This is a genomic window from Streptomyces sp. DSM 116793 (genome assembly GCF_057320905.1).
The window spans coordinates 5,550,322-5,574,236 of the sequence record NZ_CM170494.1 but is presented as its reverse complement, the minus strand read 5'-3'; the positions used below and the strand labels follow the sequence as shown (position 1 = coordinate 5,574,236).

The 23,915-nt window shown below is 69.9% G+C and carries 33 protein-coding genes; 3 read left to right on the top strand and 30 right to left on the bottom strand.

Features of this window, described 5'->3' with window-relative positions; genetic code table 11:
- Positions 1 to 99: 99 nt before the first annotated feature.
- On the bottom strand, positions 100 to 471 hold the full coding sequence (locus ACSMXW_RS21910; protein WP_485808209.1) for a holo-ACP synthase: 372 nt from the start codon (positions 469 to 471) through the stop codon (positions 100 to 102).
- A gap of 60 nt (positions 472 to 531) precedes the next feature.
- A complete protein-coding gene (gene glmS / locus ACSMXW_RS21905; protein WP_485798614.1) occupies positions 532 to 2,379 on the bottom strand; it encodes a glutamine--fructose-6-phosphate transaminase (isomerizing) in 1,848 nt (615 codons plus the stop codon).
- Positions 2,380 to 2,825: 446 nt separating this feature from the next.
- Here glmS and coaA point away from each other — a divergent pair, with 446 nt between their 5' ends.
- Positions 2,826 to 3,815 carry a type I pantothenate kinase gene (gene coaA / locus ACSMXW_RS21900; protein ID WP_485798612.1) on the top strand — a complete coding sequence of 330 codons (990 nt, stop codon included), beginning with the start codon at positions 2,826 to 2,828 and terminating at the stop codon, positions 3,813 to 3,815.
- A 96-nt stretch (positions 3,816 to 3,911) separates the two neighbouring features.
- Positions 3,912 to 4,865 carry a DUF389 domain-containing protein gene (locus ACSMXW_RS21895; RefSeq protein ID WP_485798609.1) on the top strand — a complete coding sequence of 318 codons (954 nt, stop codon included), beginning with the start codon at positions 3,912 to 3,914 and terminating at the stop codon, positions 4,863 to 4,865.
- 207 nt (positions 4,866 to 5,072) lie between these two features.
- Here the strand turns inward: ACSMXW_RS21895 and glmM are convergent, their stop codons facing one another.
- The 3 genes from glmM to rplM form a co-directional block, all read right to left on the bottom strand.
- Positions 5,073 to 6,431 (bottom strand): phosphoglucosamine mutase, encoded by a 1,359-nt coding sequence (gene glmM / locus ACSMXW_RS21890; protein ID WP_485798607.1) that lies wholly within the window; start codon positions 6,429 to 6,431, stop codon positions 5,073 to 5,075.
- A gap of 382 nt (positions 6,432 to 6,813) precedes the next feature.
- Entirely contained in the window at positions 6,814 to 7,329 is a 516-nt protein-coding gene (rpsI, locus tag ACSMXW_RS21885; protein WP_485798605.1) for a 30S ribosomal protein S9, read from the bottom strand.
- A 41-nt stretch (positions 7,330 to 7,370) separates the two neighbouring features.
- Positions 7,371 to 7,814, bottom strand: a complete 444-nt coding sequence (rplM, locus tag ACSMXW_RS21880) for a 50S ribosomal protein L13 (protein ID WP_485798603.1) — start codon at positions 7,812 to 7,814, stop codon at positions 7,371 to 7,373.
- Positions 7,815 to 8,515: 701 nt separating this feature from the next.
- Here rplM and ACSMXW_RS21875 point away from each other — a divergent pair.
- Positions 8,516 to 9,361, top strand: coding sequence for a hypothetical protein (locus ACSMXW_RS21875; protein WP_485798601.1), 846 nt, complete (start codon positions 8,516 to 8,518; stop codon positions 9,359 to 9,361).
- A gap of 125 nt (positions 9,362 to 9,486) precedes the next feature.
- Here ACSMXW_RS21875 and truA read toward each other — a convergent pair whose 3' ends face one another.
- The 25 genes from truA to rplV form a co-directional block, all read right to left on the bottom strand.
- Positions 9,487 to 10,314 (bottom strand): tRNA pseudouridine(38-40) synthase TruA, encoded by an 828-nt coding sequence (gene truA, locus ACSMXW_RS21870; RefSeq protein ID WP_485808207.1) that lies wholly within the window; start codon positions 10,312 to 10,314, stop codon positions 9,487 to 9,489.
- 139 nt (positions 10,315 to 10,453) lie between these two features.
- The gene (gene rplQ, locus ACSMXW_RS21865; RefSeq protein WP_485798599.1) at positions 10,454 to 10,984 is read right to left on the bottom strand and encodes a 50S ribosomal protein L17; all 531 of its coding nucleotides are present in this window, start codon (positions 10,982 to 10,984) and stop codon (positions 10,454 to 10,456) included.
- Between the two features lie 197 nt (positions 10,985 to 11,181).
- The gene (locus ACSMXW_RS21860) at positions 11,182 to 12,204 is read right to left on the bottom strand and encodes a DNA-directed RNA polymerase subunit alpha (RefSeq protein WP_485798597.1); all 1,023 of its coding nucleotides are present in this window, start codon (positions 12,202 to 12,204) and stop codon (positions 11,182 to 11,184) included.
- Positions 12,205 to 12,372: 168 nt separating this feature from the next.
- Positions 12,373 to 12,777, bottom strand: coding sequence for a 30S ribosomal protein S11 (rpsK, locus tag ACSMXW_RS21855; RefSeq protein ID WP_003948617.1), 405 nt, complete (start codon positions 12,775 to 12,777; stop codon positions 12,373 to 12,375).
- 60 nt (positions 12,778 to 12,837) lie between these two features.
- Positions 12,838 to 13,218, bottom strand: coding sequence for a 30S ribosomal protein S13 (rpsM, locus tag ACSMXW_RS21850; protein ID WP_485798594.1), 381 nt, complete (start codon positions 13,216 to 13,218; stop codon positions 12,838 to 12,840).
- A gap of 221 nt (positions 13,219 to 13,439) precedes the next feature.
- Positions 13,440 to 13,553 carry a 50S ribosomal protein L36 gene (rpmJ, locus tag ACSMXW_RS21845; protein WP_003974245.1) on the bottom strand — a complete coding sequence of 38 codons (114 nt, stop codon included), beginning with the start codon at positions 13,551 to 13,553 and terminating at the stop codon, positions 13,440 to 13,442.
- A 58-nt stretch (positions 13,554 to 13,611) separates the two neighbouring features.
- Entirely contained in the window at positions 13,612 to 13,833 is a 222-nt protein-coding gene (gene infA, locus ACSMXW_RS21840) for a translation initiation factor IF-1 (RefSeq protein WP_003948620.1), read from the bottom strand.
- 287 nt (positions 13,834 to 14,120) lie between these two features.
- The gene (gene map, locus ACSMXW_RS21835) at positions 14,121 to 14,963 is read right to left on the bottom strand and encodes a type I methionyl aminopeptidase (protein ID WP_485798581.1); all 843 of its coding nucleotides are present in this window, start codon (positions 14,961 to 14,963) and stop codon (positions 14,121 to 14,123) included.
- 270 nt (positions 14,964 to 15,233) lie between these two features.
- Positions 15,234 to 15,884, bottom strand: coding sequence for an adenylate kinase (locus ACSMXW_RS21830; RefSeq protein ID WP_485798579.1), 651 nt, complete (start codon positions 15,882 to 15,884; stop codon positions 15,234 to 15,236).
- The gene (gene secY / locus ACSMXW_RS21825; RefSeq protein WP_485798578.1) at positions 15,884 to 17,197 is read right to left on the bottom strand and encodes a preprotein translocase subunit SecY; all 1,314 of its coding nucleotides are present in this window, start codon (positions 17,195 to 17,197) and stop codon (positions 15,884 to 15,886) included. Before secY ends, ACSMXW_RS21830 begins: the two co-directional genes overlap by 1 nt.
- 232 nt (positions 17,198 to 17,429) lie before the next feature.
- The gene (gene rplO / locus ACSMXW_RS21820) at positions 17,430 to 17,882 is read right to left on the bottom strand and encodes a 50S ribosomal protein L15 (protein ID WP_485798576.1); all 453 of its coding nucleotides are present in this window, start codon (positions 17,880 to 17,882) and stop codon (positions 17,430 to 17,432) included.
- Between the two features lie 2 nt (positions 17,883 to 17,884).
- On the bottom strand, positions 17,885 to 18,067 hold the full coding sequence (gene rpmD, locus ACSMXW_RS21815; protein WP_485798574.1) for a 50S ribosomal protein L30: 183 nt from the start codon (positions 18,065 to 18,067) through the stop codon (positions 17,885 to 17,887).
- The gene (gene rpsE, locus ACSMXW_RS21810) at positions 18,067 to 18,672 is read right to left on the bottom strand and encodes a 30S ribosomal protein S5 (RefSeq protein WP_189931926.1); all 606 of its coding nucleotides are present in this window, start codon (positions 18,670 to 18,672) and stop codon (positions 18,067 to 18,069) included. Before rpsE ends, rpmD begins: the two co-directional genes overlap by 1 nt.
- Positions 18,673 to 18,711: 39 nt before the next feature.
- Positions 18,712 to 19,095 carry a 50S ribosomal protein L18 gene (gene rplR / locus ACSMXW_RS21805; protein ID WP_485798571.1) on the bottom strand — a complete coding sequence of 128 codons (384 nt, stop codon included), beginning with the start codon at positions 19,093 to 19,095 and terminating at the stop codon, positions 18,712 to 18,714.
- A gap of 3 nt (positions 19,096 to 19,098) precedes the next feature.
- Positions 19,099 to 19,635 (bottom strand): 50S ribosomal protein L6, encoded by a 537-nt coding sequence (rplF, locus tag ACSMXW_RS21800; protein WP_485798569.1) that lies wholly within the window; start codon positions 19,633 to 19,635, stop codon positions 19,099 to 19,101.
- 21 nt (positions 19,636 to 19,656) lie between these two features.
- Positions 19,657 to 20,055 carry a 30S ribosomal protein S8 gene (gene rpsH, locus ACSMXW_RS21795; RefSeq protein ID WP_033319644.1) on the bottom strand — a complete coding sequence of 133 codons (399 nt, stop codon included), beginning with the start codon at positions 20,053 to 20,055 and terminating at the stop codon, positions 19,657 to 19,659.
- Between the two features lie 105 nt (positions 20,056 to 20,160).
- The gene (locus tag ACSMXW_RS21790; RefSeq protein ID WP_003956452.1) at positions 20,161 to 20,346 is read right to left on the bottom strand and encodes a type Z 30S ribosomal protein S14; all 186 of its coding nucleotides are present in this window, start codon (positions 20,344 to 20,346) and stop codon (positions 20,161 to 20,163) included.
- A 5-nt stretch (positions 20,347 to 20,351) separates the two neighbouring features.
- Positions 20,352 to 20,912, bottom strand: coding sequence for a 50S ribosomal protein L5 (rplE, locus tag ACSMXW_RS21785; RefSeq protein WP_485798567.1), 561 nt, complete (start codon positions 20,910 to 20,912; stop codon positions 20,352 to 20,354).
- Positions 20,912 to 21,235 (bottom strand): 50S ribosomal protein L24, encoded by a 324-nt coding sequence (gene rplX, locus ACSMXW_RS21780; RefSeq protein WP_189931918.1) that lies wholly within the window; start codon positions 21,233 to 21,235, stop codon positions 20,912 to 20,914. Before rplX ends, rplE begins: the two co-directional genes overlap by 1 nt.
- A gap of 2 nt (positions 21,236 to 21,237) precedes the next feature.
- A complete protein-coding gene (gene rplN, locus ACSMXW_RS21775; RefSeq protein WP_189931916.1) occupies positions 21,238 to 21,606 on the bottom strand; it encodes a 50S ribosomal protein L14 in 369 nt (122 codons plus the stop codon).
- A gap of 145 nt (positions 21,607 to 21,751) precedes the next feature.
- Complete coding sequence (gene rpsQ / locus ACSMXW_RS21770) at positions 21,752 to 22,051, bottom strand: 30S ribosomal protein S17 (protein WP_485798564.1); 300 nt, start codon at positions 22,049 to 22,051, stop codon at positions 21,752 to 21,754.
- Positions 22,051 to 22,275, bottom strand: coding sequence for a 50S ribosomal protein L29 (gene rpmC / locus ACSMXW_RS21765; RefSeq protein WP_189931912.1), 225 nt, complete (start codon positions 22,273 to 22,275; stop codon positions 22,051 to 22,053). Before rpmC ends, rpsQ begins: the two co-directional genes overlap by 1 nt.
- Positions 22,275 to 22,694 carry a 50S ribosomal protein L16 gene (rplP, locus tag ACSMXW_RS21760; RefSeq protein WP_485798562.1) on the bottom strand — a complete coding sequence of 140 codons (420 nt, stop codon included), beginning with the start codon at positions 22,692 to 22,694 and terminating at the stop codon, positions 22,275 to 22,277. The genes rpmC and rplP overlap by 1 nt, the downstream gene beginning before the upstream one ends.
- A 5-nt stretch (positions 22,695 to 22,699) precedes the next feature.
- Complete coding sequence (gene rpsC, locus ACSMXW_RS21755; protein WP_485798561.1) at positions 22,700 to 23,560, bottom strand: 30S ribosomal protein S3; 861 nt, start codon at positions 23,558 to 23,560, stop codon at positions 22,700 to 22,702.
- Positions 23,560 to 23,907: a 50S ribosomal protein L22 gene (rplV, locus tag ACSMXW_RS21750; protein ID WP_485798560.1), complete on the bottom strand. Its 348-nt coding sequence runs from the start codon at positions 23,905 to 23,907 to the stop codon at positions 23,560 to 23,562. Before rplV ends, rpsC begins: the two co-directional genes overlap by 1 nt.
- Positions 23,908 to 23,915: the final 8 nt, after the last annotated feature.

Below are 23,915 nucleotides of genomic sequence, written 5' to 3'. Positions count from 1 at the left end.
GCGTGACGGCCGGGGCCGGCCCGGGGCCGACGGCCCTGAGCCGATGGTCTGCGGGCCGACGGCCCGGGGCCCCGGCGGGCCGTCCTCGCCGACCGCCCCCTACCCCTCCGCGATCACCACGGCCGACGCCACCCCCGCGTCATGGCTGAGGGAGACGTGCCAGGAGCGGACGCCGAGCAGTTCGGCGCGGGCCGCGACCGTGCCGCGCACCCGCAGCCGGGGCTGCCCGCTGTCCTCCGTCCAGACCTCGGCGTCCGTCCACCGCAGCCCGACCGGCGCGCCGAGGGACTTCGCGAGCGCCTCCTTGGCGGCGAACCGCGCGGCGAGCGAGGCGATGCCGCGCCGCTCGCCGGACGGCAGCAGCAGCTCACCGGCCACGAAGAGCCGCTCCGCCAGGCCGGGCGTGCGCGCCAGCGACGCCCGGAACCGGTCGATCTCCGCGACGTCGATCCCCACCCCGATGATCACGATTCCTCACTCCCACAGCCCGGCTCACCTCGGGCGGCCCCACCGAGGTGGGCCCGCCCGCGCTCACTCCACCGTCACGGACTTGGCGAGATTACGCGGCTGGTCGACCTCGTTGCCGCGCACGGTCGCCAGCTCGCACGCGAACACCTGCAACGGTACGGCGGCCACCAGCGGCTGGAGCAGGGTCGGGGTGGCGGGCACCGGGACGAGGTGGTCGGCGTAGGGCACCACGGTCTCGTCGCCCTCCTCGGCGATCACGATGGTACGGGCGCCGCGGGCCCTGATCTCCTGGATGTTGGAGACGACCTTGTCGTGCAGCAGGGACCGCCCGTCCGGCGACGGCACCACGACCACCACGGGAACGTCCTCCTCGATCAGCGCGATGGGCCCGTGCTTCAGCTCGCCGGCCGCGAAGCCCTCGGCGTGCATGTACGCCAGCTCCTTCAGCTTCAGCGCGCCTTCCAGGGCGACCGGGTGGCCGACGTGCCGGCCCAGGAAGAGCACCGTCCGCTTGTCCGCGAGGGTGCGGGCGAGGGCGCGCACCGGCTCCATGGTGCCGAGCACCCGCTCGACCGCGCCGGCGATCCCGGCCAGGTCCCGGATGACGGCCCGCACCTCGTCGCCCCACTGGGTGCCGCGCACCTGACCCAGGTAGAGGGCGACCAGGTAGCAGGCCACGAGCTGGGTGAGGAACGCCTTGGTGGAGGCCACCGCGATCTCGGGCCCCGCGTGCGTGTAGAGCACGGCGTCGGACTCGCGGGGGATGGTGGAGCCGTTGGTGTTGCAGATCGCCAGCACCCGGGAGCCCTGCTCGCGGGCGTGCCGGACCGCCATGAGCGTGTCCATGGTCTCGCCGGACTGCGAGATGGCGACGGTGAGCGTCCGGGCGCCGAGGATCGGGTCCCGGTAACGGAACTCGCTGGCCAGCTCCACCTCGCAGGGGATCCGGGTCCAGTGCTCGATGGCGTACTTGGCGATGAGACCGGCGTGGAAGGCGGTGCCGCAGGCGACGATGACGACCTTGTCGACCTCGCACAGCTCCGAGGCGGAGATCCGCAGCTCGTCGAGGACCAGCGAGCCGTTCGCGTCGATCCTGCCGAGCAGGGTGTCGGCGACGGCCTTGGGCTGCTCGGCGATCTCCTTCAGCATGAAGGAGGCGTGGCCGTCCTTCTCCGCCGCGGACACGTCCCAGTCCACGTGGTAGGCGCGGGCCCGGGCCGGCCGGCCGTCGAAGCCGGTGACCGTCACCCCGTCCCCGCGCACCTCCACCACCTGGTCCTGGCCGAGCTCCAGGGCCGACCGGGTGTGCGCGATGAAGGCGGCGACGTCCGAGGCGAGGAAGGCCTCGCCCCGGCCGACGCCCACCACCAGCGGGGAGTTGCGGCGCGCGCCCACGACCACCCCGGGTGCGTCGGCGTGCACCGCCACGAGGGTGAACGCCCCGTCGAGCCGCCGGCACACCAGCCGCATCGCCTCGCCGAGGTCGCCGCAGGAGGAGAACTCCTCGGCGAGCAGATGGGCCACCGTCTCGGTGTCGGTGTCGGAGCGCAGCACGTGGCCGCGCGCGGTGAGTTCGGCGCGGAGCGCGGCGAAGTTCTCGATGATGCCGTTGTGGACGACGGCGACCCGGCCCGCGTCGTCCAGGTGCGGGTGAGCGTTGGCGTCGTTGGGTGCGCCGTGGGTGGCCCAGCGGGTGTGCCCGATGCCGGTGGCACCGGACGGCAGCGGCCGGTCGCCGAGCGCCTTCTCCAGGTTGACGAGCTTCCCGGCCCGCTTCGCCACGGCGAGCCCGCCGTCCGCCAGTACGGCCACCCCCGCGGAGTCGTACCCCCGGTACTCCAGCCGCCTCAGCCCCGCCAGCACCACATCCAACGCCGACTGTCCACCGACATATCCCACAATTCCACACATACGGCCACCCTAAGGCTCCCCTCGCAGCCGCACCTTCCGGCAACCGTCCGGTTGGCGGCACACCGACAGCGACATGGCGGCGCCCGACCAGCGAGGCTCCACCCCCGGTGCCCTGAAGGAGCGCGGGGAACTGCGCGACGAGGCGGCGCCCCGACCGGTAAGGCTGCACCCCGGTGCCCTGAAGGGGCGCGGGGAACTGCGCGACAAGCCCCCACTGGCCGGTGGTCAGGCAGGAGACCGCAAGGGGCTGATCCTGATTGGCCCGCCGCAGGCGGATCGTGGCCGGACGCACGGTTCCCCGGGCCCCTGGAAGGCCCCGCCACCGGCAGGTGGCCCCGGACCCACCGGGGCACCCGGACCCACCGGGGCACCCGGGCCCACCGGGGCAACCGGGCCCCCGGGGCACCCGGAAAGCAGAGTGTGACGTGCACGAGTCACAATGAACTGTGACTGCTCCGGTATCCCCGGCGTCCCGGAGCGCCCACCGGCCCCGCCCGGAGGCGACTCCCTACGTCGATCTCACCCGCGCCGAATGGAGCGCCCTGCGCGACAAGACCCCGCTCCCGCTCACCGCGGCGGAAGTGGAGAAGCTGCGGGGCCTCGGCGACGTCATCGACCTCGACGAGGTCAGGGACGTCTACCTACCGCTCTCCCGGCTGCTCAACCTCTACGTCGGCGCCACCCACGGCCTGCGCGGCGCACTCAACACCTTCCTCGGCTCCCGCGGCTCCCAGTCCGGCACGCCCTTCGTGATCGGCGTCGCCGGCTCCGTCGCCGTCGGGAAGTCCACCGTCGCGCGGCTGCTCCAGGCGCTGCTGGCGCGCTGGCCCGAGCACCCGCGGGTGGAGCTGGTCACCACCGACGGCTTCCTGCTGCCGATGAAGGAGCTGGAGGACCGCGGCCTGATGTCCAGGAAGGGCTTCCCCGAGTCGTACGACCGCAGGGCGCTGACCCGGTTCGTCGCGGACATCAAGGCGGGCAAGGACGAGGTGACCGCGCCCGTCTACTCACACCTCGTCTACGACATCGTGCCGGGCGAGCGGCTCACCGTGCGGCGCCCGGACATACTGATCGTGGAGGGCCTGAACGTCCTCCAGCCCTCCCTGCCCGGCCAGGACGGCCGCACCCGGGTGGCGCTCGCGGACTACTTCGACTTCAGCCTGTACGTCGACGCCCGCACGGAGGACATCGAGCACTGGTATCTGGAGCGGTTCCGCAAGCTGCGGCAGACCGCCTTCCAGGACCCGTCGTCGTACTTCCGGAAGTACACCCGGGTCTCCGAGGAGGAGGCGATGGCCTACGCCCGCTCCACCTGGCGCACCATCAACCGCCCCAACCTCCTTGAGAACATCGCCCCGACCCGCGGGCGCGCCACCCTGATCCTCAGAAAGGGCCCCGACCACAAGGCCCGGCGCCTGAGCCTGCGCAAGCTCTGAACGCAGCGGCGGGCCCGCGCCGGCGCACGAGCGGTGGACCGGGCCGCGCCCCCCGGGCCGGTGGGCGCAGGCCCGGCGGCCCGCTACCCTGCGCCCATGCTCCATCTGCGCATGATCACACCGGCCGAGCGCACCGATGACGTCGTCCGGGTGGTCGAGGAGGCCGTCGGCACCGCCCACCTGGCCGTCCTCCCGGGCGCCGCCCGCATCCCGCCGGGCGACGTCGTGCTGTGCGACGTGGCACGGGAGGCCGGCGACGAGCTGATCGCCCGGCTCCGGGCGCTCGGCATCGGCGAGCAGGGCTCCATCGCCGTGGAGCACACCGACCTCACGCTCTCCAGCCGTGCGGACCGCGCGGAGGAGGAGGCGCCCGGCGAGGGCGCGGACGCGGTGCTGTGGGACCAGCTCACCGACGCCTCCCACGAGGAGTCCACGCTCTCCGTCACCTATGTCGCCTTCCTCACCATCGCGACCATGATCGCCGCCTGTGGCGTGGTCCTGGACAACGCCATCCTCATCGTGGGGGCCATGGCGGTGGGCCCGGAGTTCGGGCCGCTCGCCGGGTTCTGCACGGCCCTGGTGCGCCGGGCTCCGCGGCTGGTGCTGCGGTCGCTGGTCGCGCTGCTCGTGGGGTTCGCGGCGGCCATGGCGGTGACGGTCGTCTTCAGCCTGTTCATGAACGGGGTGGGGCTCTTCAGCCGGGCGCAGCTGGAGGGGCCGCGGCCCAACACGGACTTCGTGTTCGCGCCGGACTGGTTCTCGTTCGTGGTGGCGGTGCTCGCCGGCGCGGCCGGCACCCTCTCGCTCACCTCGACGAAGTCGGGGGCGCTCGTCGGCGTCGCCATCTCGGTGACCACCGTGCCGGCCGCCGCCAACGCCGCCGTCGCGCTCAGCTACGGCGACGGCGACCAGACCTGGGGCTCCGTCCAGCAGTTGCTGCTGAACATGCTCGGCATCGTCATCGCGGGCACGCTCACCCTGCTGGCACAGCGGTACTTCTGGACCCGGCGGCGCACCGGGCCCCCGGTCTCCGGGCTGGGAGCCGGCTGACGCGGGGGCAGACCGGGGGACGGGCGCCCGGACGGGGCCGGAGCGGGTGCCCGGATGAACGCCAGGAGCGGGTGCCCGGATGAACGCCCGGACCGGGACGAGCACCCGCGTCACCACCCGCCGCTCACCCCGCTGCCCCAAGCGGCCGCTCACCGGGCCGGTCGAGACCGCCGCCGGCCGGAGCAACCGGAGCGGCCACTCGGCGGGCTACCCGAGGGCGGACTTCACCGCGTCCGCGAGCCGCGCCGCCACGGAGCGTGCCTGGTAGCTGTCGGCGGCCTCCACCATCACCCTGACCAGCGGCTCCGTGCCGGAGGGCCGGAGCAGGACGCGACCGGTGCCGCCCAGCTCGCGCTCCGCGTCGGCCACCGCGGCGGCCAGCTCCGCGGAGGTGGCGACGCGTGACTTGTCGACGTCGCGCACGTTGACGAGGACCTGCGGCAGCCGCTCCATCACGGCGGCGAGGTCGGCGAGGGAGCGCCCCGTCTGGGCCACCCGGGCCGCGAGCAGCAGCCCGGTGAGAATGCCGTCCCCGGTGGTGGCGTGGTCCAGGACGATGACGTGCCCGGACTGCTCGCCGCCGAGGGCGTAGCCGTGCTCCTTCATCTCCTCCAGCACATACCGGTCGCCCACGGCCGTCTGCACCAGGTGGATGCCCTCGCGCTCCATGGCGAGCTTGAAGCCGAGGTTGGACATCACCGTGCCGACGACGGTGTCCGAGCGCAGCTCGCCCCGCTCGCGCAGCGCCAGCGCCAGCACGGCGAGGATCTGGTCGCCGTCCACCTCGGCGCCGGTGTGGTCCACGGCGAGGCAGCGGTCGGCGTCGCCGTCGTGTGCGATGCCGAAGTCCGCGCCGTGCTCGACGACCGCGCCCTTGAGGAGGTCCAGATGGGTGGAGCCGCAGCCGTCGTTGATGTTGAGGCCGTTCGGGTCGGTGCCGATGGTGACGACCTCGGCGCCCGCACGGGTGAAGACCGCGGGCGAGACCCGGGAGGCGGCGCCGTGCGCCTCGTCGAGGACCACCTTCAGGCCGTCGAGCCGGTTCGGCAGCACCCCGAGGAGGTGCCGCGCATACTCCTCGAAGCCTTCCTCGTACTCCCGGACACGGCCCACGCCCGCGCCGGTCGGACGGTCCCAGGGAGCGCCGGTGCGGTGCTCCTCGTACACCCGCTCGATCCTGTCCTCCAGTTCGTCGGCGAGCTTGTGGCCGCCGCGGTTGAAGAACTTGACGCCGTTGTCGGGCATGGGGTTGTGGCTGGCGGAGAGCATCACGCCGAGGTCGGCGCCGAGCGCGCCGGTGAGGTGGGCGACCGCGGGGGTGGGCAGCACGCCGACGCGCAGCACGTCCACGCCGGCGCTGGCGAGGCCGGCGACCACGGCCGCCTCCAGGAACTCCCCCGAGGCCCGCGGGTCCCGCCCGACCACGGCCACGGGACGGTGGCCCTCGAAGGTCCCCGCCTCCCCCAGCACATGGGCCGCCGCCACGGAGAGGCCGAGCGCCAGCTCCGCCGTCAGATCCGCGTTGGCCCTGCCGCGCACACCGTCCGTGCCGAAGAGTCGTCCCACAGGTGTCCTCCGTACTTTCTCCCCCGGTGCCGTACGGGCCCGGGTGGTACCCCCGGCCTACGACGAGGCCGAAGCGCAGCCCCCGAAGAGGCTGAAGCGGTCACAGAAGCTTCAGACGTGATCGGCTCGGGAAGCTTCTGAAAATCTTATGCCGTTATACGCCGGGGGCCGCAGATACACGAACGCCCCGGTGGCACAGAGCGTGCCGCCGGGGCGTGTGGTACCCCCTGTGCCGTATGGGCCGCGGGGGGAAGGTCGTACCCGCCCCCAGGGGCGGTACGCACCGCGTGCGGCGCGCCGGGCGGGCCGCACGCGAAGGACGCCCGCGCGGTCCGTCCCGGCGTCGCTCTGACGCCGATTCAGTTCGCGCGGGCGGCCGGGGTCAGCGCTTGCTGTACTGCGGGGCCTTGCGGGCCTTCTTCAGACCGGCCTTCTTCCGCTCGACCGCGCGGTCGTCGCGGCGCAGGAAGCCGGCCTTCTTCAGGGGGCCGCGGTTGTTGTCCACGTCCGCCTCGTTCAGCGCGCGGGCCACGCCGAGGCGCAGCGCGCCGGCCTGGCCGGAGACGCCGCCGCCGGCGATCCGGGCGATGACGTCGTAGCGGCCCTCCAGCTCCAGGACCTTGAACGGCTCGTTCACTTCCTGCTGGTGCACCTTGTTCGGGAAGTAGTCCTCAAGGGTGCGGCCATTGATCTTCCACCGGCCGGAGCCCGGGACGATCCGGACGCGGGCGATGGCGTTCTTGCGGCGGCCCAGGCCGGCGGCGGGCTGGGGCTCGCCGAACCGGGACGCGAGGGACTCGGTGGTGTACTCACCCTCGACGGGGACCTCGGACTCGGTCGTGTACGACTCGATGTCGGCGGTCTCTTCGAGCGGCTGCTCAGCAGTGGTCTCGGCCACGATGCTCCTCAGATTCTCTTCGTCTCAGTGGGTGGCCGGACTTACTGCGCGACCTGGGTGATCTCGTACGGCACCGGCTGCTGGGCGCCGTGCGGGTGCTGGTCACCCGAGTAGACCTTCAGCTTGGAGAGCATCTGACGGCCCAGGGTGTTCTTGGGGAGCATGCCCTTGACGGCCTTCTCGACGGCCTTCTCCGGGTTCTTGGCGAGCAGGTCGTCATAGCGGACGGAGCGCAGACCGCCCGGGTATCCCGAGTGGCGGTACGCCATCTTCTGGGTCCGCTTGTTGCCGGAGAGGTGCACCTTGTCGGCGTTGATGATGATGACGAAGTCACCGGTGTCGACATGCGGCGCGTAGATCGCCTTGTGCTTGCCCCTCAGGAGGCTCGCGGCCGTGGAGGCCAGACGGCCCAGAACGACGTCCTGGGCATCGATGACATGCCACTGGCGCGTCACATCGCCGGGCTTGGGGCTGTACGTACGCACGGTTCGTAGCCTTCGCTTCTTCAGTGATGGGGTCACCCTGCCCCGGCGGGGCTGGGGACGGGTCCTGACAAGGCCACCACGGACGATCACGACAGCCCTGGCCGCACGTCGGTCGACGCAAACCGAGTGCTTGCCGCTGGTCATCGGCCCGGTGGACCGGTGTAAGGGCCCCTCACGTGAGATTTGAGAAAGCCAATACACATAACGAATTTGCAGAATACCCGGGCGGGGCCACACGGGTCAAAACGACGCCGGCCGGCCCCCGGCCGGGGTGACCCGGCCCGTGGGCCGGGGTGACCCGGCCCGTGCGCTCGCCCCGACGTTGCTCGTGCTGCTCCCCACCCGCCCACCCGCCCTTTCGGCGCACCGACCCATGCACACCGACTCGCCGGGCGCCCCGGGCACCCCCGGGGGCGCGGGGAACTGCGCGCGCAACCCACCACCGGCCGGTGGCTCCGAGACGGCAGAAACAGCCCCCTCGGGCCGGTGACGACCAACGGCCTCGTCGTCGCTGATCGCGCAGTTCCCCGCGCCCCTGCCGGGGCGCAGCCCTGCCGGGCGGTCGGCACACGGGGGCCCGTCCGGCGATCGAGGACGAGCCCGGAGGGTGCCCCCTCCGCATGACCGCCCGTGGTCAAGAACGGACAACAAGCCCCCGCGCACCGTACGGCGGGGCGGCGCGGCCGCTCTAAGATGCCGCCATGAGTTTTGGGCAAGGGGGACCCCAATGGGGGCCCGGCCCGGGGTCCCGGACCCCGGACTGGAACGCGCTGGCCGACGCCTCACAGGCCCGCGCCAAACGCCGCAAATGGCTCATGATCGGCGGCGGCGCCCTGGCCACCGTCGCCATAGGAGCCGCCGTGGCCGTCGCCGTGGTCTCCGCGAACGGCACGAACGAGGCCGACAAGCCGTCGGACCAGCTCCCGGCCACCGCGGACATCCCCAGCGACACCACACAGCCGGCCCCGTCCTTCGCGGCCACCACTCCCCCGCCCCCGCCGGACCCCAAGGAGTACGTCTCCAGCGCCAAGAAGGACAGGGCCCCGCTGGGCCCCGGCACCCTCTTCCCCGCCGTGAAGATCACGATGGGTGACCACGTCTACACGAAGGGCGCCACCCGCGACACCAGGAGCTGCGCCTCCGCCGCCCACGGCGACCTCGTGCCGGCCCTCGGCGGCAACCACTGCACCCGCGTCATCCGCGCCACCTACGCCGCCAAGGGCGGCGTCGCGGTCACCGTCGGCGTCGCCGTCTTCGACACCGAGGCCCAGGCCACCAAGGCGGCCCAGCAGACCGACAAGGGCAACGTGGTCTCGCTCCCCGGCTCCGGCGTACCCGCCTTCTGCACCACGGCGATCTGCCGCTCCACCGCGAACTCGTACGGCCGCTACGCGTACTTCACCATCGCGGGCTTCACCAGCGGCGACGACGTCACCAAGAAGGACACCGGCGTCTTCGCGGCCGGCGACGACCTGGCCGAGTACACCTTCCGCCAGATCATCCACCGCGGCGAGATGCAGGCCTCGGCCGCCGCGAACGGCCAGTAGGCGCCGCCGCGCGGGGCGCGAAGCGCCATAAAAAGGGGCGCGGGGAACTGCGCGCCCACGCCCCACCGGCCGACAGCCAAACAGCCCACCGCAAGGGGCTGGACCCGGTGGCCGACGGCCCGCCGTCAGCCGCCCGCCACCCCCGGCGCCGTCCTCTTCCGGCGGCTCTGCCGGTTGCGTGCCTCGATCAGCTCGTCCGGGGGATAGCCGACCTCCTCCAGCGTGAGCCCGTGCGGCCGCACCACATGCACCGCGGAGTCCCGCACCCCGGCCGCCAGCACCTCCCGGGGCCACTCCGGGGGCCGGTGCCCGTCCCCGACGAAGAGCAGCGCACCGATCAGCGAACGCACCATGTTGTGGCAGAACGCGTCCGCCCGCACCCGCGCCGTGATCACCCCGTCCGCGCCCCGCTCCAGCGACAGGTCCTGGAGGGTACGGATGGTGGTCGCGCCCTCACGCCGCTTGCAGTACGCCGCGAAATCGTGCTCTCCGAGCAGCAGCCGCGCCGCCTCGTTCATGGCGTCCACGTCCAGCGCCCAGTCGTGCCACAGGACGTGGCCGCGCAGCAGCGGGTCCACGCCGGAGGGGTGATCGGTCACCCGGTACGCGTAGCGGCGCCACAGCGCGGAGAACCGCGCGTTGAAGCCCGCCGGCGCCTCGCCGACCGCCCACACCCGGACGTCCCTCGGCAGCCGCCCCGCCAGCCGCTTCAGCAGCTTCTCCCGGTGCTCGGCCCACACCGCCTCCGGCAGGTCGACGTGCGCCACCTGACCCCGCGCGTGCACCCCGGCGTCGGTGCGGCCGGCCACGGTCAGCTCGGGCGTCCGTGCGGACCGCAGCACGATCCTGAGCGCCTCCTCGACCTCCCGCTGAACGGTCCGCCGCTCGCCCTGCCGGGCCCAGCCGTGGAACCCGGCACCGTCGTAGGCCAGGTCAAGGCGCACCCTGACCATGCCCTCGGCCACTACGTCGTCACTCACCCAACAACCCCTCACACCCGGTCCCGCACCGGACGGCGGGCCCGCCCCCGCACGGGAAAGCGGGCCCGCCCCGAGGGGCAGACCCGCTCACACCACAAGGCAACCGAAGGCCTCAGTCCTCCGAAGAGGCCGCGCCCTCGGAGTCGGCCTTGGCCTCGGAGCCCGAGGCACCCTCGGCCTGCTCGGCCGGGGCCTCGGCGGGCGCCTCGGCCTTCTTCAGGGCGTCCTCCTTGACGGCACGCTGGGTGGCCGCCTCGGCCTCCCCGGTCGCCTGCTGCGCCACGGTCAGCGCCTCCACCAGCTCGATGACCGCCATGGGAGCGTTGTCGCCCCGGCGGTTACCGATCTTGGTGATCCGGGTGTAGCCACCCGGGCGGTTCTCGTAGCGCGGCCCGATCTCCGTGAAGAGCGTGTGCACCACGCTCTTGTCGGTGATCACCTGAAGCACCTGGCGGCGGTTGTGAAGGTCGCCCTTCTTCGCCTTGGTGATCAGACGCTCGGCGTACGGCCGCAGACGACGGGCCTTCGCCTGGGTCGTGGTGATCCTGCCGTGCTCGAAGAGCGACCTGGCGAGGTTCGCCAGGATCAGCCGCTCGTGCGCGGCGCTGCCGCCCAGACGGGCACCCTTGGTGGGCTTCGGCATGGTGATTCTCCTAGGTGTCTGCCCCGGCCGTATCAGGTACCGGGGTCAGTATCCGAGCAGGCGGTCGCCTGTCGGAGATCCGGGCCCCCGAAGGGGCCCGGAAGGGGCGCGGGCCCTGACTCCACGCAGCTCCGCCGCGTGGGCGCGATCAAACACAGCGCACCCGCACCCGAGAACGGACCGTCGGTCCCGAGCTCCTAGTACTGCTCGGTCTCGACGAATCCCGCATCCGCGTCGTCGTCGGCGCCGAACGCGTCCGCCGCGGCGGTCGGGTCGAATCCGGGCGGGCTGTCCTTGAGGGCCAGGCCCATGCCCGCGAGCTTCGCCTTGACCTCGTCGATCGACTTCGCGCCGAAGTTCCGGATGTCCAGCAGATCCGCCTCGGAGCGGGCGACGAGCTCACCCACGGAGTGGATGCCCTCACGCTTGAGGCAGTTGTAGGACCGGACCGTCAGCTCCAGCTCCTCGATCGGCAGCGCCAGGTCGGCCGCGAGGGCCGCGTCCGTCGGCGACGGACCCATGTCGATGCCCTCCTGGTCGATGTTGAGCTCACGGGCCAGCCCGAAGAGCTCGACCAGGGTCTTGCCCGCGGACGCCATGGCGTCGCGCGGCCGCATGGCCTGCTTGGTCTCGACGTCGACGATCAGCTTGTCGAAGTCGGTGCGCTGCTCGACACGGGTCGCCTCCACCTTGTAGGTGACCTTGAGCACCGGCGAGTAGATCGAGTCGACCGGGATCCGGCCGATCTCCTGGCCGACCTGCTTGTTCTGCACGGCGGAGACGTAGCCGCGGCCGCGCTCGACGGTCAGCTCCATCTCCAGCTTGCCCTTGCCGTTCAGCGTGGCGAGGACGAGGTCGGGGTTGTGCACCTCGACGCCCGCGGGCGGGGCGATGTCGGCCGCGGTGACCAGGCCGGGGCCCTGCTTGCGCAGGTACATCACCACGGGCTCGTCGTGCTCGCTGGAGACGACGAGCTGCTTGATGTTGAGGATGAGGTCGGTCACGTCCTCCTTGACGCCCGGCACGGTGGTGAACTCGTGCAGGACACCGTCGATGCGGATCGACGTGATCGCCGCACCCGGGATCGAGGAGAGGAGCGTACGGCGCAGGGAGTTACCGAGGGTGTAGCCGAAGCCCGGCTCCAGCGGCTCGATGACGAACCGGGAGCGGAACTCGTCGACGACCTCTTCGGTCAACGAGGGACGCTGAGCGATCAGCATGTGTGGATCAGATCCTTCAGTTCGTGGACGCCCGCTATTTGACGCCCGACGGACCGCGCGCGACCGCGCGGCGTACTGCAAGGGTACGGGTGGTACAGCCGAATCGTGCCGTACCACCCGCACCCGGCCCCGCGAGGGGGCGCAACCTCGGACGGCGCCGAGCGTGACTCAGACCCGGCGCCTCTTGGGCGGACGGCAGCCGTTGTGCGGGGTGGGCGTGACGTCCTGGATGGAGCCCACCTCGAGACCGGTCGCCTGGAGCGAGCGGATGGCGGTCTCGCGGCCCGAGCCCGGGCCCTTGACGAAGACGTCCACCTTGCGCATGCCGTGCTCCTGCGCGCGGCGCGCGGCCGACTCGGCGGCCATCTGCGCGGCGAACGGGGTCGACTTGCGCGAGCCCTTGAAGCCGACGTGGCCGGCGGAGGCCCAGGAGATCACGTTGCCCGTGGGGTCGGTGATCGAGACGATGGTGTTGTTGAACGTGCTCTTGATGTGGGCGTGCCCGTGAGCGACGTTCTTCTTTTCCTTGCGGCGTACCTTCTTGGCAGCGCCCTGACGGCCCTTCGGAGGCATGTATTTCTCCCGTGGAGGTGGTCGGTCCCGCAGCGTCCGCTGTCGATCGACCGCTGAGGACTACTTCTTGCCCGGCTTCTTCTTGCCGGCGATGGCGCGACGCGGGCCCTTGCGGGTGCGGGCGTTCGTGCTGGTGCGCTGGCCGTGCACGGGCAGGCCACGGCGGTGGCGCAGGCCCTGGTAGCAACCGATCTCCACCTTGCGGCGGATGTCGGCCGCGACCTCGCGGCGGAGGTCACCCTCGGTCTTGAGGTTGGTGTCCACGTACTCGCGGATCTTGACCAGGTCCTCCTCGGACAGGTCGCGAACGCGGGTGTCGGGGTTCACGCCCGTGGCCGCCAGCGTCTGCTGCGACAGGGTCCGGCCGATGCCGAACACGTAGGTGAGGGCGACCTCCACGCGCTTGTCGCGCGGGATGTCAACACCGGAAACGCGTGCCATTCAATGGCTCCAGTTGATCGTCGGAGGTCTTCCACAGGACCGCCCCCAGCCGCCGGCCCTCCGCAGAGGAAAGTGCGGTACGACTGGGTCCCCGGCCTCCGACCGGGGGTGTCGGATCTCTGATGCCCTACTGCGCGGCACTGGCGAGATCCGGGCCCTGCGATATGTACATGTCGTGCTTGCGTCGCGCGAAGTCTGCGGGTGCAGAGGTGCGGTCCTGCTCAGCCCTGGCGCTGCTTGTGGCGCGGGTTGTCGCAGATGACCATGACCCGGCCGTGACGGCGGATCACCCTGCACTTGTCGCAGATCTTCTTGACGCTCGGCTTGACCTTCATGGGATCGAGGTTCTCCGGGTCAGTGCTGGGACCCCACGGGAGCGGGGCTCAGCAAGATCTACTTGTACCGGTAGACGATCCGGCCACGGGTGAGGTCGTACGGAGAAAGCTCCACCACGACCCGGTCGTCAGGGAGGATGCGGATGTAGTGCATGCGCATCTTGCCGCTGATGTGTGCCAGGACCTGGTGGCCGTTCTGGAGCTCGACCTTGAACATCGCGTTCGGAAGAGACTCGACGACAGTGCCCTCGATCTCGATGGCACCTTGCTTCTTGGCCACGCTTCGCCCTTCGAATCGACTACCTGAGCCGACTCCCGCCTGACCCCGCCGGCCCAGCCGGTCACAGCGGGTCCACTGACCTCACGGAACGTAGAAGGCCGCCGCTGGAGCGCATGCTGATTGACGGGTGCACGAGAGCCGACGAGTCAGTCTACGTCAGTGCACCCGGAAAGACGAATCGCCGCCGCCCGGCGCAGCGTACTCGCATGGTTTCCCACCGAGGGAGGTCTTTATGCGTGGCTCCCGGCGTGGGGACCCCGGAAGGGTCTCCCCCGCCTCGGACCGCGTCAGGGCCTCGCGGCGGGGTCGGGGGCGGTGGTGATCCCGTACTCCGCGAGCTTGGCCCTGCCGCCGTCGGGGGCGGTGAGCACCAGCGGCCCCTCCTCCGTGAGGGCGATGGTGTGCTCCCAGTGCGAGGACCAGGTGCCGTCGGTGGTGATGACCGTCCAGTCGTCGTCGAGCACCTGGGTGCGGGGGGTGCCGAGGCTCACCATGGGCTCGATGGCCAGGCAGAAGCCGGGCACCAGCCGCGGTCCGCGGCCGCGCCGGCGCTCCACGTAGTTCAGCAGGTGGGGCTCCATGTGCATCTCGGTGCCGATGCCGTGGCCGCCGTAGTCCTCGATGATCCCGTACTTGCCGCCGCCCGGCTTGGGCTGGCGGCGGATGTACGTCTCGATGGCGCGGGAGACGTCGACCAGGCGGTTGCCGTTCTTCACAGCGGCGAGCCCGGCCCACATGGACTCCTCGGTCACCCGGGACAGCTCGACCAGCTCCGGGGGGTGACCACTGCCGACGAACGCGGTGTACGCGGCGTCGCCGTGCCAGCCGTCGACCACGGCGCCGGCGTCCACGGAGATGATGTCGCCGTCCTTGAGGACGACGTCGGAGCGGGGGATGCCGTGCACCACGACCTCGTTCACCGAGGTGCAGATGGTGGCGGGGAAGCCGCCGTAGCCCAGGAAGTTCGAGGTGGCACCGTGCTCGGCGAGCACCTTGCGGGCGATGTCGTCGAGGTCCTTGGTGGTGGCCCCCGGCACGGCGGCGGCCCTGGTCGCCTCGTGGACGGCGGCCACCACCAGTCCCGCCTCACGCATCTTGGCGATCTGCTCGGGAGTCTTGATCTGCACCATGGCGGCTGTCGCCTTTCTGAGCCGATACGCGGGCCTGCCCGGCCCGGGGTCACCGGCCTACCACCTTACGGCCAACGTCACCCCGGCAGGGGCGCGGGGAACTGCGTGACCAGCCCGCACCGGCCGGTGGTCCGGATGCGACCGCATCCGCCCCCTTCGGCCGGTGGCGAGCTACGGGCATCGCTGTGGCTGGTCGCGCCCACGCGGCGGAGCCGCACATCGACACAGCCCCGCGCCCCTTGGGCGGAACGGGGTGGCCCCACAAGAGGGCTAGGAGGTACGGAGCGCCGTCATCGCGCGCTCCGTGACCTCCTCCACCTTGCCGAGCGCGGAGATCGTCACCACAAGCCCCTGCGACCGGTAGTAGTCGATCACCGGCTCCGTCTGGCTGTGGTACACCTCCAGCCGCTTGCGGACGGTGTCCTCGCTGTCGTCGTCGCGCTGGTACAGCTCCCCACCGCAGACGTCGCAGACGCCCTCCCGCTTCGGCGGGGCGTAGGTGGCGTGGAAGACATGGCCGGCGTCATTGCGGCAGATCCGCCGGCCGGCGATCCGCTTGACGACCTCGTCCTCGGGGACCTCCAGGTCCAGGACCGCGTCCAGCTTCATGGACTCGGACTTCAGCATCTCGTCGAGCGCCTCGGCCTGGGCGACGTTCCGCGGGTAGCCGTCCAGCAGGAAGCCGTTCTCGGCGTCCGGCTGGGACATGCGGTCCTTGGCCATGGCGATGGTGACCTCGTCCGGGACCAGGTTCCCGGCGTCCATGTACGACTTGGCCTGCTTGCCCAGCTCGGTTCCGTTGCTGATGTGGCCCCGGAACAGGTCGCCCGTCGAGATGTGCGGGATCGACAGGTTCTTGGCGAGGTACGCGGCCTGCGTTCCCTTGCCGGCACCGGGCGGTCCGACGAGGACGATTCGCATCAGCGGAGGAACCCTTCGTAGTTGCGCTGCTGGAGCTGGCTCTCGATCTGCTTCACCGTCTCCAGGCCGACACCCACGATGATCAGGATGCTGGTACCGCCGAACGGGAAGTTCTGACTCGCCCCGAAAGCGACCAGCGCCACCGTCGGCACAAGCGCGATCAGACCCAGATACAGCGAGCCCGGCCAGGTGATGCGGTTGAGCACATAGCTCAGATATTCAGCGGTCGGGCGCCCGGCACGGATGCCAGGGATGAAACCACCATACTTCTTCATATTGTCCGCGACTTCCTCGGGGTTGAACGAGATCGCCACGTAGAAGAAGGCGAAGAACACGATCAACAGGAAGTACAGGGTGATGTAAATCGGGTGGTCACCCTTGGTGAGGTTGGTCTGGATCCAGGTCTTCCAGGCGGAATTGCCGCTGGCGAACTGGGCGATCAGCGCCGGAATGTAGAGCAGCGACGACGCGAAGATGACGGGGATCACGCCCGCCTGGTTGACCTTCAGCGGAATGTAGGTGGAGGTACCGCCGTACGAGCGACGGCCGATCATCCGCTTCGCGTACTGGACCGGAATGCGCCGCTGGGCCTGTTCCACGAAGACCACGAGACCGACCATCACGAGGCCGATCAGGATCACCGTGCCGAACTCGATCCAGCCGTCCGCGAGCGAGCCCTGCTTCTTGATCGCCCAGAGCGCGCTCGGGAAGGTGGCGGCGATCGAGATGAACATCAGGATCGACATGCCGTTGCCGATGCCGCGGTCGGTGATCAGCTCGCCGAGCCACATCACGACGCCGGTGCCGGCCGTCATGGTGACGACCATCACGATGGTGGTGAAGATCGACTGGTCGGGCACGATCTGGTTGGCGACCGGGCAGCCCTGGAACAGCGCGCCGCTGCGGGCGGTGGCGACCAGGCCGGTGCCCTGGAGCACGGCCAGCGCGACCGTCAGGTACCGGGTGTACTGCGTGATCTTGGCGGTGCCCGCCTGGCCCTCCTTCTTCAGGGCCTCCAGGCGTGGGATGACCACGGTCAGCAGCTGGAGAATGATGCTCGCTGTGATGTACGGCATGATGCCGAGCGCGAAGACCGTGATCTGGAGCAGCGCACCACCACTGAACATGTTGACCAGACCGAAGAGACCCTGGTTGGCACTGGCCTGGTCCATACAGGTCTGGACGTTCTTGTAGCTGACTCCGGGAATCGGGATGTGCGTACCGATCCGGTACACCACGATGATGCCGAGCGAGAAGAGCAGCTTCTTGCGCAGGTCGGGCGTCCTGAACGCCCGGGCGAACGCGGTGAGCACGGTGCCTCCTGCAGCGACCCCCGCGCGCGTGCGTCAGAGGTGACGGTCTTGAGGTTCCAACAAATACCGGTCTGTGTACCTGTCAACCCGCGCATCCCGGCGTCTGGTGGGCTCCGGCGCGCGCAAAGTTGGCAGTGCAGGCCACCTTACCGGCGACACTGCCCCCGTGGAATGACCAACCGGGGATACCCCGTATGAGGTATCCCCGGTTGGCGTGAATTAGGTCACCGGGTCATGCCTCGGTGACGCTGCCGCCCGCGGCGGTGATCTTCTCCCTGGCGGAGCCGGAGACGGCGTCGACCGTCACCCGCAGCGCCACGGAGACCTCACCCTGGCCGAGGACCTTGACGGGGCTGTTCTTGCGAACGGCACCCTTGGCGACCAGGTCGGCCACCGTGACGTCGCCGCCCTCGGGGTAGAGCGCGGAGAGCCTGTCGAGGTTGACGACCTGGTACTCGGTCTTGAACGGGTTCTTGAAGCCCTTCAGCTTCGGGAGCCGCATGTGGAGCGGCATCTGGCCGCCCTCGAAGCGCTCCGGAACCTGGTAGCGGGCCTTCGTGCCCTTGGTACCACGACCGGCCGTCTTGCCCTTGGACGCCTCACCACGACCCACCCGGGTCTTGGCGGTCTTGGCGCCGGGGGCCGGACGGAGGTTGTGGATCTTGAGCGGCTTCTGCTCCGCCATGATCAGTCGACCTCCTCGACCGTCACGAGGTGGCGGACGGTGTGCACCATGCCGCGGAACTCGGGGCGGTCATCCTTGACGACCACGTCGTTCACCCGCTTGAGACCGAGCGAACGAAGGGTGTCACGGTGGTTCTGCTTGCTGCCGATGTACGACTTCGTCTGCGTGATCTTGAGGCGGGCCATCACACACCCGCCCCGGCACGCGCACGCAGCAGGGCCGCGGGGGCCACGTCCTCCAGGGGCAGACCGCGGCGGGCCGCGATCTCCTCGGGACGCTGCAGGCCCTTCAGGGCCTCCACGGTGGCGTGCACGATGTTGATCGCGTTGTCGGAGCCGAGCGACTTCGACAGGATGTCGTGGACGCCGGCGCACTCCAGCACGGCACGCACCGGGCCACCGGCGATCACACCGGTACCGGGGGACGCCGGCTTGAGCAGGACGACGCCCGCGGCCTTCTCACCCTGGATCGGGTGCGGGATGGTGCCCTGGATCCGGGGGACCTTGAAGAAGTGCTTCTTGGCCTCCTCCACACCCTTGGCGATGGCGGCCGGCACCTCCTTGGCCTTGCCGTATCCGACACCGACGGTGCCGTCGCCGTCGCCCACCACGACCAGCGCGGTGAAGCTGAAGCGACGACCACCCTTCACAACCTTGGCGACGCGGTTGATCGCGACGACGCGCTCAACGTACGCGGTCTTCTCGGCGGCAGCTGCGCCGCCGTCACGGCCCTTCCGGTCCCGCCGCTCGCCGCCACCGGCACCGCTACCGCGGCGCTGGGGTCCAGCCATTGGAATTACCTCTCTTCGTCTCCGCTAGCTACGGCAGGCTCAGAACTTGAGCCCGGCTTCGCGGGCGGCGTCGGCCAGGGCGGCGATCCGCCCCGCGTACTTGTTGCCGCCACGGTCGAACACCACGGCCTCGATGCCCGCTGCCTTGGCGCGCTCGGCGACCAGGGCGCCGACCCGGCCGGCCTGCGCGGACTTGTCGCCCTCGCTGCCGCGGATCGAGCTGTCCAGCGTGGACGCGGACGCCAGGGTGTGGCCCTTCAGGTCGTCGATGACCTGGGCCACGATGTGGCGGTTGGAGCGCGTCACGACCAGACGCGGACGCTCGGCCGTGCCGGAGACCTTCTTACGGATCCGGATGTGGCGGCGCTTGATCGCGGCACGCTTGTAGGCGTCACCCTTGGCGATCTTCGTACCGTATGCCATGGCTTACTTACCCGCCTTTCCGACCTTGCGGCGGATCACTTCGCCCTCGTACTTGACACCCTTGGCCTTGTACGGGTCGGGCTTGCGCAGCTTGCGGATGTTCGCGGCGACCTCGCCGACCTTCTGCTTGTCGATGCCTTCGACAGAGAAGTGGGTCGGGTTCTCCACCTTGAAGGTGATGCCTTCGGGAGCCTCGACGAGGATCGGGTGGCTGTAGCCGAGCGAGAACTCCAGGTTGGAGCCCTTCGCCGCGACACGGTAACCGACACCGCTGATTTCGAGCTTCTTGACGTATCCCGTGGTCACACCGGTGATCATGTTCGCCACCAGCGTGCGGGACAGGCCGTGCAGGGCCTTGTTCTGCCGCTCGTCGTTCGGGCGGGTGACGTTCAGGACGCCCTCGCCCTTCTCGATCTCGATCGGCGCGGCAACGGTGTGGGAGAGGGTCCCCTTGGGGCCCTTCACCTGCACCGAACGGCCGTCGATGGTGACGTCCACGCCGGTGGGAACCGGGATGGGGAGCTTGCCGATACGCGACATTGCATTTCCTCCTTATCCCGATTACCAGACGTAGGCGAGGACTTCCCCGCCCACACCCTTCTTGCCGGCCTGCTTGTCGGTGAGGAGCCCGTGGGACGTGGAGATGATCGCCACGCCCAGGCCGCCCAGCACCTTCGGCAGGTTGGTGGACTTCGCGTAGACCCGCAGACCGGGCTTGGAGATCCGCTTGATGCCCGCGATGGAGCGCTCACGGTTCGGGCCGAACTTCAGCTCGAGGACGAGGTTCTTGCCCACCTCGGCGTCCTCGGTCTTCCAGCCGGTGATGAAGCCCTCCTGCTGGAGGATCTCCGCGATGTGCGACTTGATCTTGCTGTGCGGCATCGCCACGGTGTCGTGGTACGCCGAGTTCGCGTTCCGCAGACGGGTCAGCATGTCTGCGATTGGATCGGTCATGGTCATGAAGTGGCCTATGGCCTTTCTCACCGCGGTTTCCTGTCTGCGCCATCCCTCTCCCCGTACTCGGACGGGGCGGGTGCGGCGCGGGGACCTACGGCGTAGTGGTGACTACCAGGAGCTCTTGGTGACGCCCGGCAGCTCGCCGCGGTGCGCCATCTCACGCAGGCACACACGGCAGAGGCCGAACTTGCGGTACACGGAGTGCGGACGGCCGCACCGCTGGCAGCGGGTGTAGGCACGCACGCCGAACTTGGGCTTGCGGGCAGCCTTCGCGATCAGGGCCTTCTTCGCCATCTCGCTCACGCCTCCTTGAACGGGAAGCCGAGGTGACGGAGGAGCGCGCGGCCCTCTTCGTCGTTGGTCGCCGTGGTGACCACGGTGATGTCCATACCCCGGACGCGGTCGATCTTGTCCTGGTCGATCTCGTGGAACATGACCTGCTCCGTGAGACCGAAGGTGTAGTTGCCCCGGCCGTCGAACTGCTTCGGGGACAGACCGCGGAAGTCACGGATGCGCGGCAGCGCCAGCGACAGGGTGCGGTCGAGGAACTCCCACATCCGGTCGCCACGGAGCGTGACGTGCGCACCGATCGGCTGGCCCTCACGCAGCTTGAACTGCGCGATGGACTTCCGGGCCTTGGTGACGGCGGGCTTCTGGCCGGTGATCGTGGCGAGGTCGCGGATGGCGCCCTCGATCAGCTTGGAGTCACGGGCGGCGTCGCCCACACCCATGTTGACCACGATCTTGACCAGGCCGGGCACCTGCATGACGTTCTCGTACTTGAACTCGTCACGCAGCTTGCCGACGATCTCTTCGCGGTAGCGCGTCTTCAGACGCGGCGCAATGGTGGCAGCAGTCATCAGATGTCCTCACCGGTCCGCTTGGCAACGCGGATCTTGTTGCCTTCGTCGTCGAAGCGGTAGCCGACGCGGGTGACGACCTTCTTGCCGTCCTTCTCCACCACGAGCTGGACGTTGCTCACGTGGATCGGGGCCTCGGTGGTCACGATGCCGCCGGTCTTCGAGCCGCGTGCGGTCTGGCCGGTCTTGGTGTGCTTCTTGACCCGGTTGACACCCTCGACGAGGACACGGTCCAGCTTGGGGTAGGCCGCGATGACCTTGCCCTGCTTGCCCTTGTCCTTGCCGGTGATGACCTGGACCAGGTCGCCCTTCTTGATCTTCATGCCTACAGCACCTCCGGCGCGAGCGAGATGATCTTCATAAACTTCTTCTCGCGCAGCTCACGGCCGACCGGGCCGAAGATACGGGTGCCGCGGGGGTCGCCGTCGTTCCTCAGAATGACGGCGGCGTTCTCGTCGAAGCGGATGTACGAGCCGTCCGGGCGGCGGCGCTCCTTGACGGTGCGAACGATGACCGCCTTGACGACGTCACCCTTCTTCACGTTGCCACCGGGGATCGCGTCCTTGACGGTGGCGACGATGACGTCACCGATGCCCGCGTAGCGGCGGCCCGAGCCACCGAGAACACGGATGCAAAGGATTTCCTTGGCACCGGTGTTGTCGGCGACGCGAAGCCGCGACTCCTGCTGGATCACGTCTTTCTCCTGATCGTCTGCCGGTTCCCTCCGGGGTGAGCCGGAGAGCCTGGCGGAACTGGTGCTGGGGGCCGCCGCCCGGATCCTTCGGACCGGGACGGCGGGCACCCCAGCGGGGGCATGCGGGGCGCTTTGCCCCGCAGTATTACTTCGCCTTCTCGAGGATCTCGACGACGCGCCAGCGCTTGGTCGCGGACAGCGGCCGGGTCTCCATCAGGAGGACGCGGTCGCCGATACCCGCGGCGTTCTGCTCGTCGTGCGCCTTGAGCTTGCTGGTACGGCGGATGACCTTGCCGTACAGCGCGTGCTTGACGCGGTCCTCGACAGCGACGACGACGGTCTTGTCCATCTTGTCGCTGACGACCAGACCCTCACGGGTCTTGCGGAAACCGCGCTGGGCGGAGTCGCTCTTGCTTGCAGTCTCAGTCACGTTCGTCTCGCTCATCAGGCGCTCTCCACCGTCTCGATGCCCAGCTCACGCTCGCGCATCAGGGTGTAGATCCGGGCGATGTCCTTGCGGACGGCCTTCAGCCGGCCGTGGTTCTCGAGCTGGCCGGTCGCCGCCTGGAAGCGGAGGTTGAACAGCTCTTCCTTGGCCTCGCGGAGCTTCCCCAGAAGCTCCTCGTTGCCCAGCTCGCGCAGCTCGGAGGCCTTGATACCGGCCGACATCACGCTTCACCTGCCTCGCGCCGGACAATGCGGCACTTCATCGGAAGCTTGTGAGCAGCGCGGGTAAGCGCCTCACGCGCAATCTTCTCGTTCGGGTAGGACAGCTCGAACATCACCCGTCCCGGCTTGACGTTCGCGACCCACCACTCCGGCGAACCCTTACCGGAACCCATGCGGGTCTCGGCGGGCTTCTTGGTGAGCGGGCGGTCCGGGTAGATGTTGATCCAGACCTTGCCGCCACGCTTGATGTGGCGGGTCATCGCGATACGGGCGGCCTCGATCTGACGGTTCGTCACATAGGCCGGGGTGAGCGCCTGGATGCCGAACTCGCCGAACGCCACCTGCGTGCCACCCTTGGCAGCGCCGCTGCGCTTCGGGTGGTGCTGCTTGCGGTGCTTGACCCTACGGGGGATCAGCATGTCGGTCAGGCCTCCGTTCCACTGGTCTCGGCCGGCGTCGCGGCAGCCGCGGCACCTGCCCCAGCTTCGCCGCCCTGGGCGGCGCTTTCGGCGTTCGCCGCCGCGCTCGGCTGCTGCTGCGGCCTGCGGCCACGGCCGCCCCGCTCGCCACCGCGGCCACCACGGGCCGGGCGGTCGGCGCCGCCGCGGGCCGGGCGGTTGCCGGCGCGGGCGGCCGCGTTCTCGGCGCGGACCTCGGCGATGTTCTTGACGTCGCCCTTGTAGATCCACACCTTCACGCCGATCCGGCCGAAGGTGGTCTTGGCCTCGAAGAAGCCGTAGTCCACGTTGGCGCGGAGCGTGTGCAGGGGCACACGGCCCTCGCGGTAGAACTCCGAGCGGGACATCTCGGCGCCGCCGAGGCGGCCACCGCACTGGATCTTGATGCCCTTGGCGCCCGCCTTCATCGCCGACTGCATGCTCTTGCGCATGGCGCGGCGGAAGGAGACACGCGAGGAGAGCTGCTCGGCGACGGCCTGCGCGACCAGCTGGGCATCGGTCTCGGGGTTCTTGACCTCGAGGATGTTCAGCTGGACCTGCTTGCCGGTGAGCTTCTCCAGGTCGCCGCGGATGCGGTCGGCCTCGGCGCCGCGGCGGCCGATGACGATGCCGGGGCGCGCGGTGTGGATGTCCACCCGCACACGGTCACGGGTGCGCTCGATCTCCACCTTGGAGATGCCGGCGCGCTCCATGCCCTGCGTCATCATCCGGCGGATGGCGACGTCTTCCTTGACGTAGTCCTTGTAGAGCTTGTCGGCGTACCAGCGCGACTTGAAGTCGGTGGTGACACCGAGCCGGAACCCGTGCGGGTTTACCTTCTGGCCCATTACCGGGTTCCTTCCTTGCTGCTGACGACCACGGTGATGTGGCTGGTCCGCTTGCGGATCCGGTAGGCACGGCCCTGGGCGCGCGGCCGGAACCGCTTCAGGGTCGGGCCCTCGTCCACATAGGCCTCGGAAACGAAGAGGCTGTTCACGTCGGTGTGGTCGTAGTTGTGCGCGGCGTTGGCGATGGCGCTGTTGAGCACCTTGCCCACCGGCTCACTCGCGGCCTGCGGGGCGAAACGCAGGACCGCCTGAGCCTCCGCGGCGTCCAGGCCACGGATGAGGTCCACCACACGGCGGGCCTTCATGGGCGTGACGCGGATGTACCGCGCCTGGGCCCTGGCTTCCATGGTTGTCC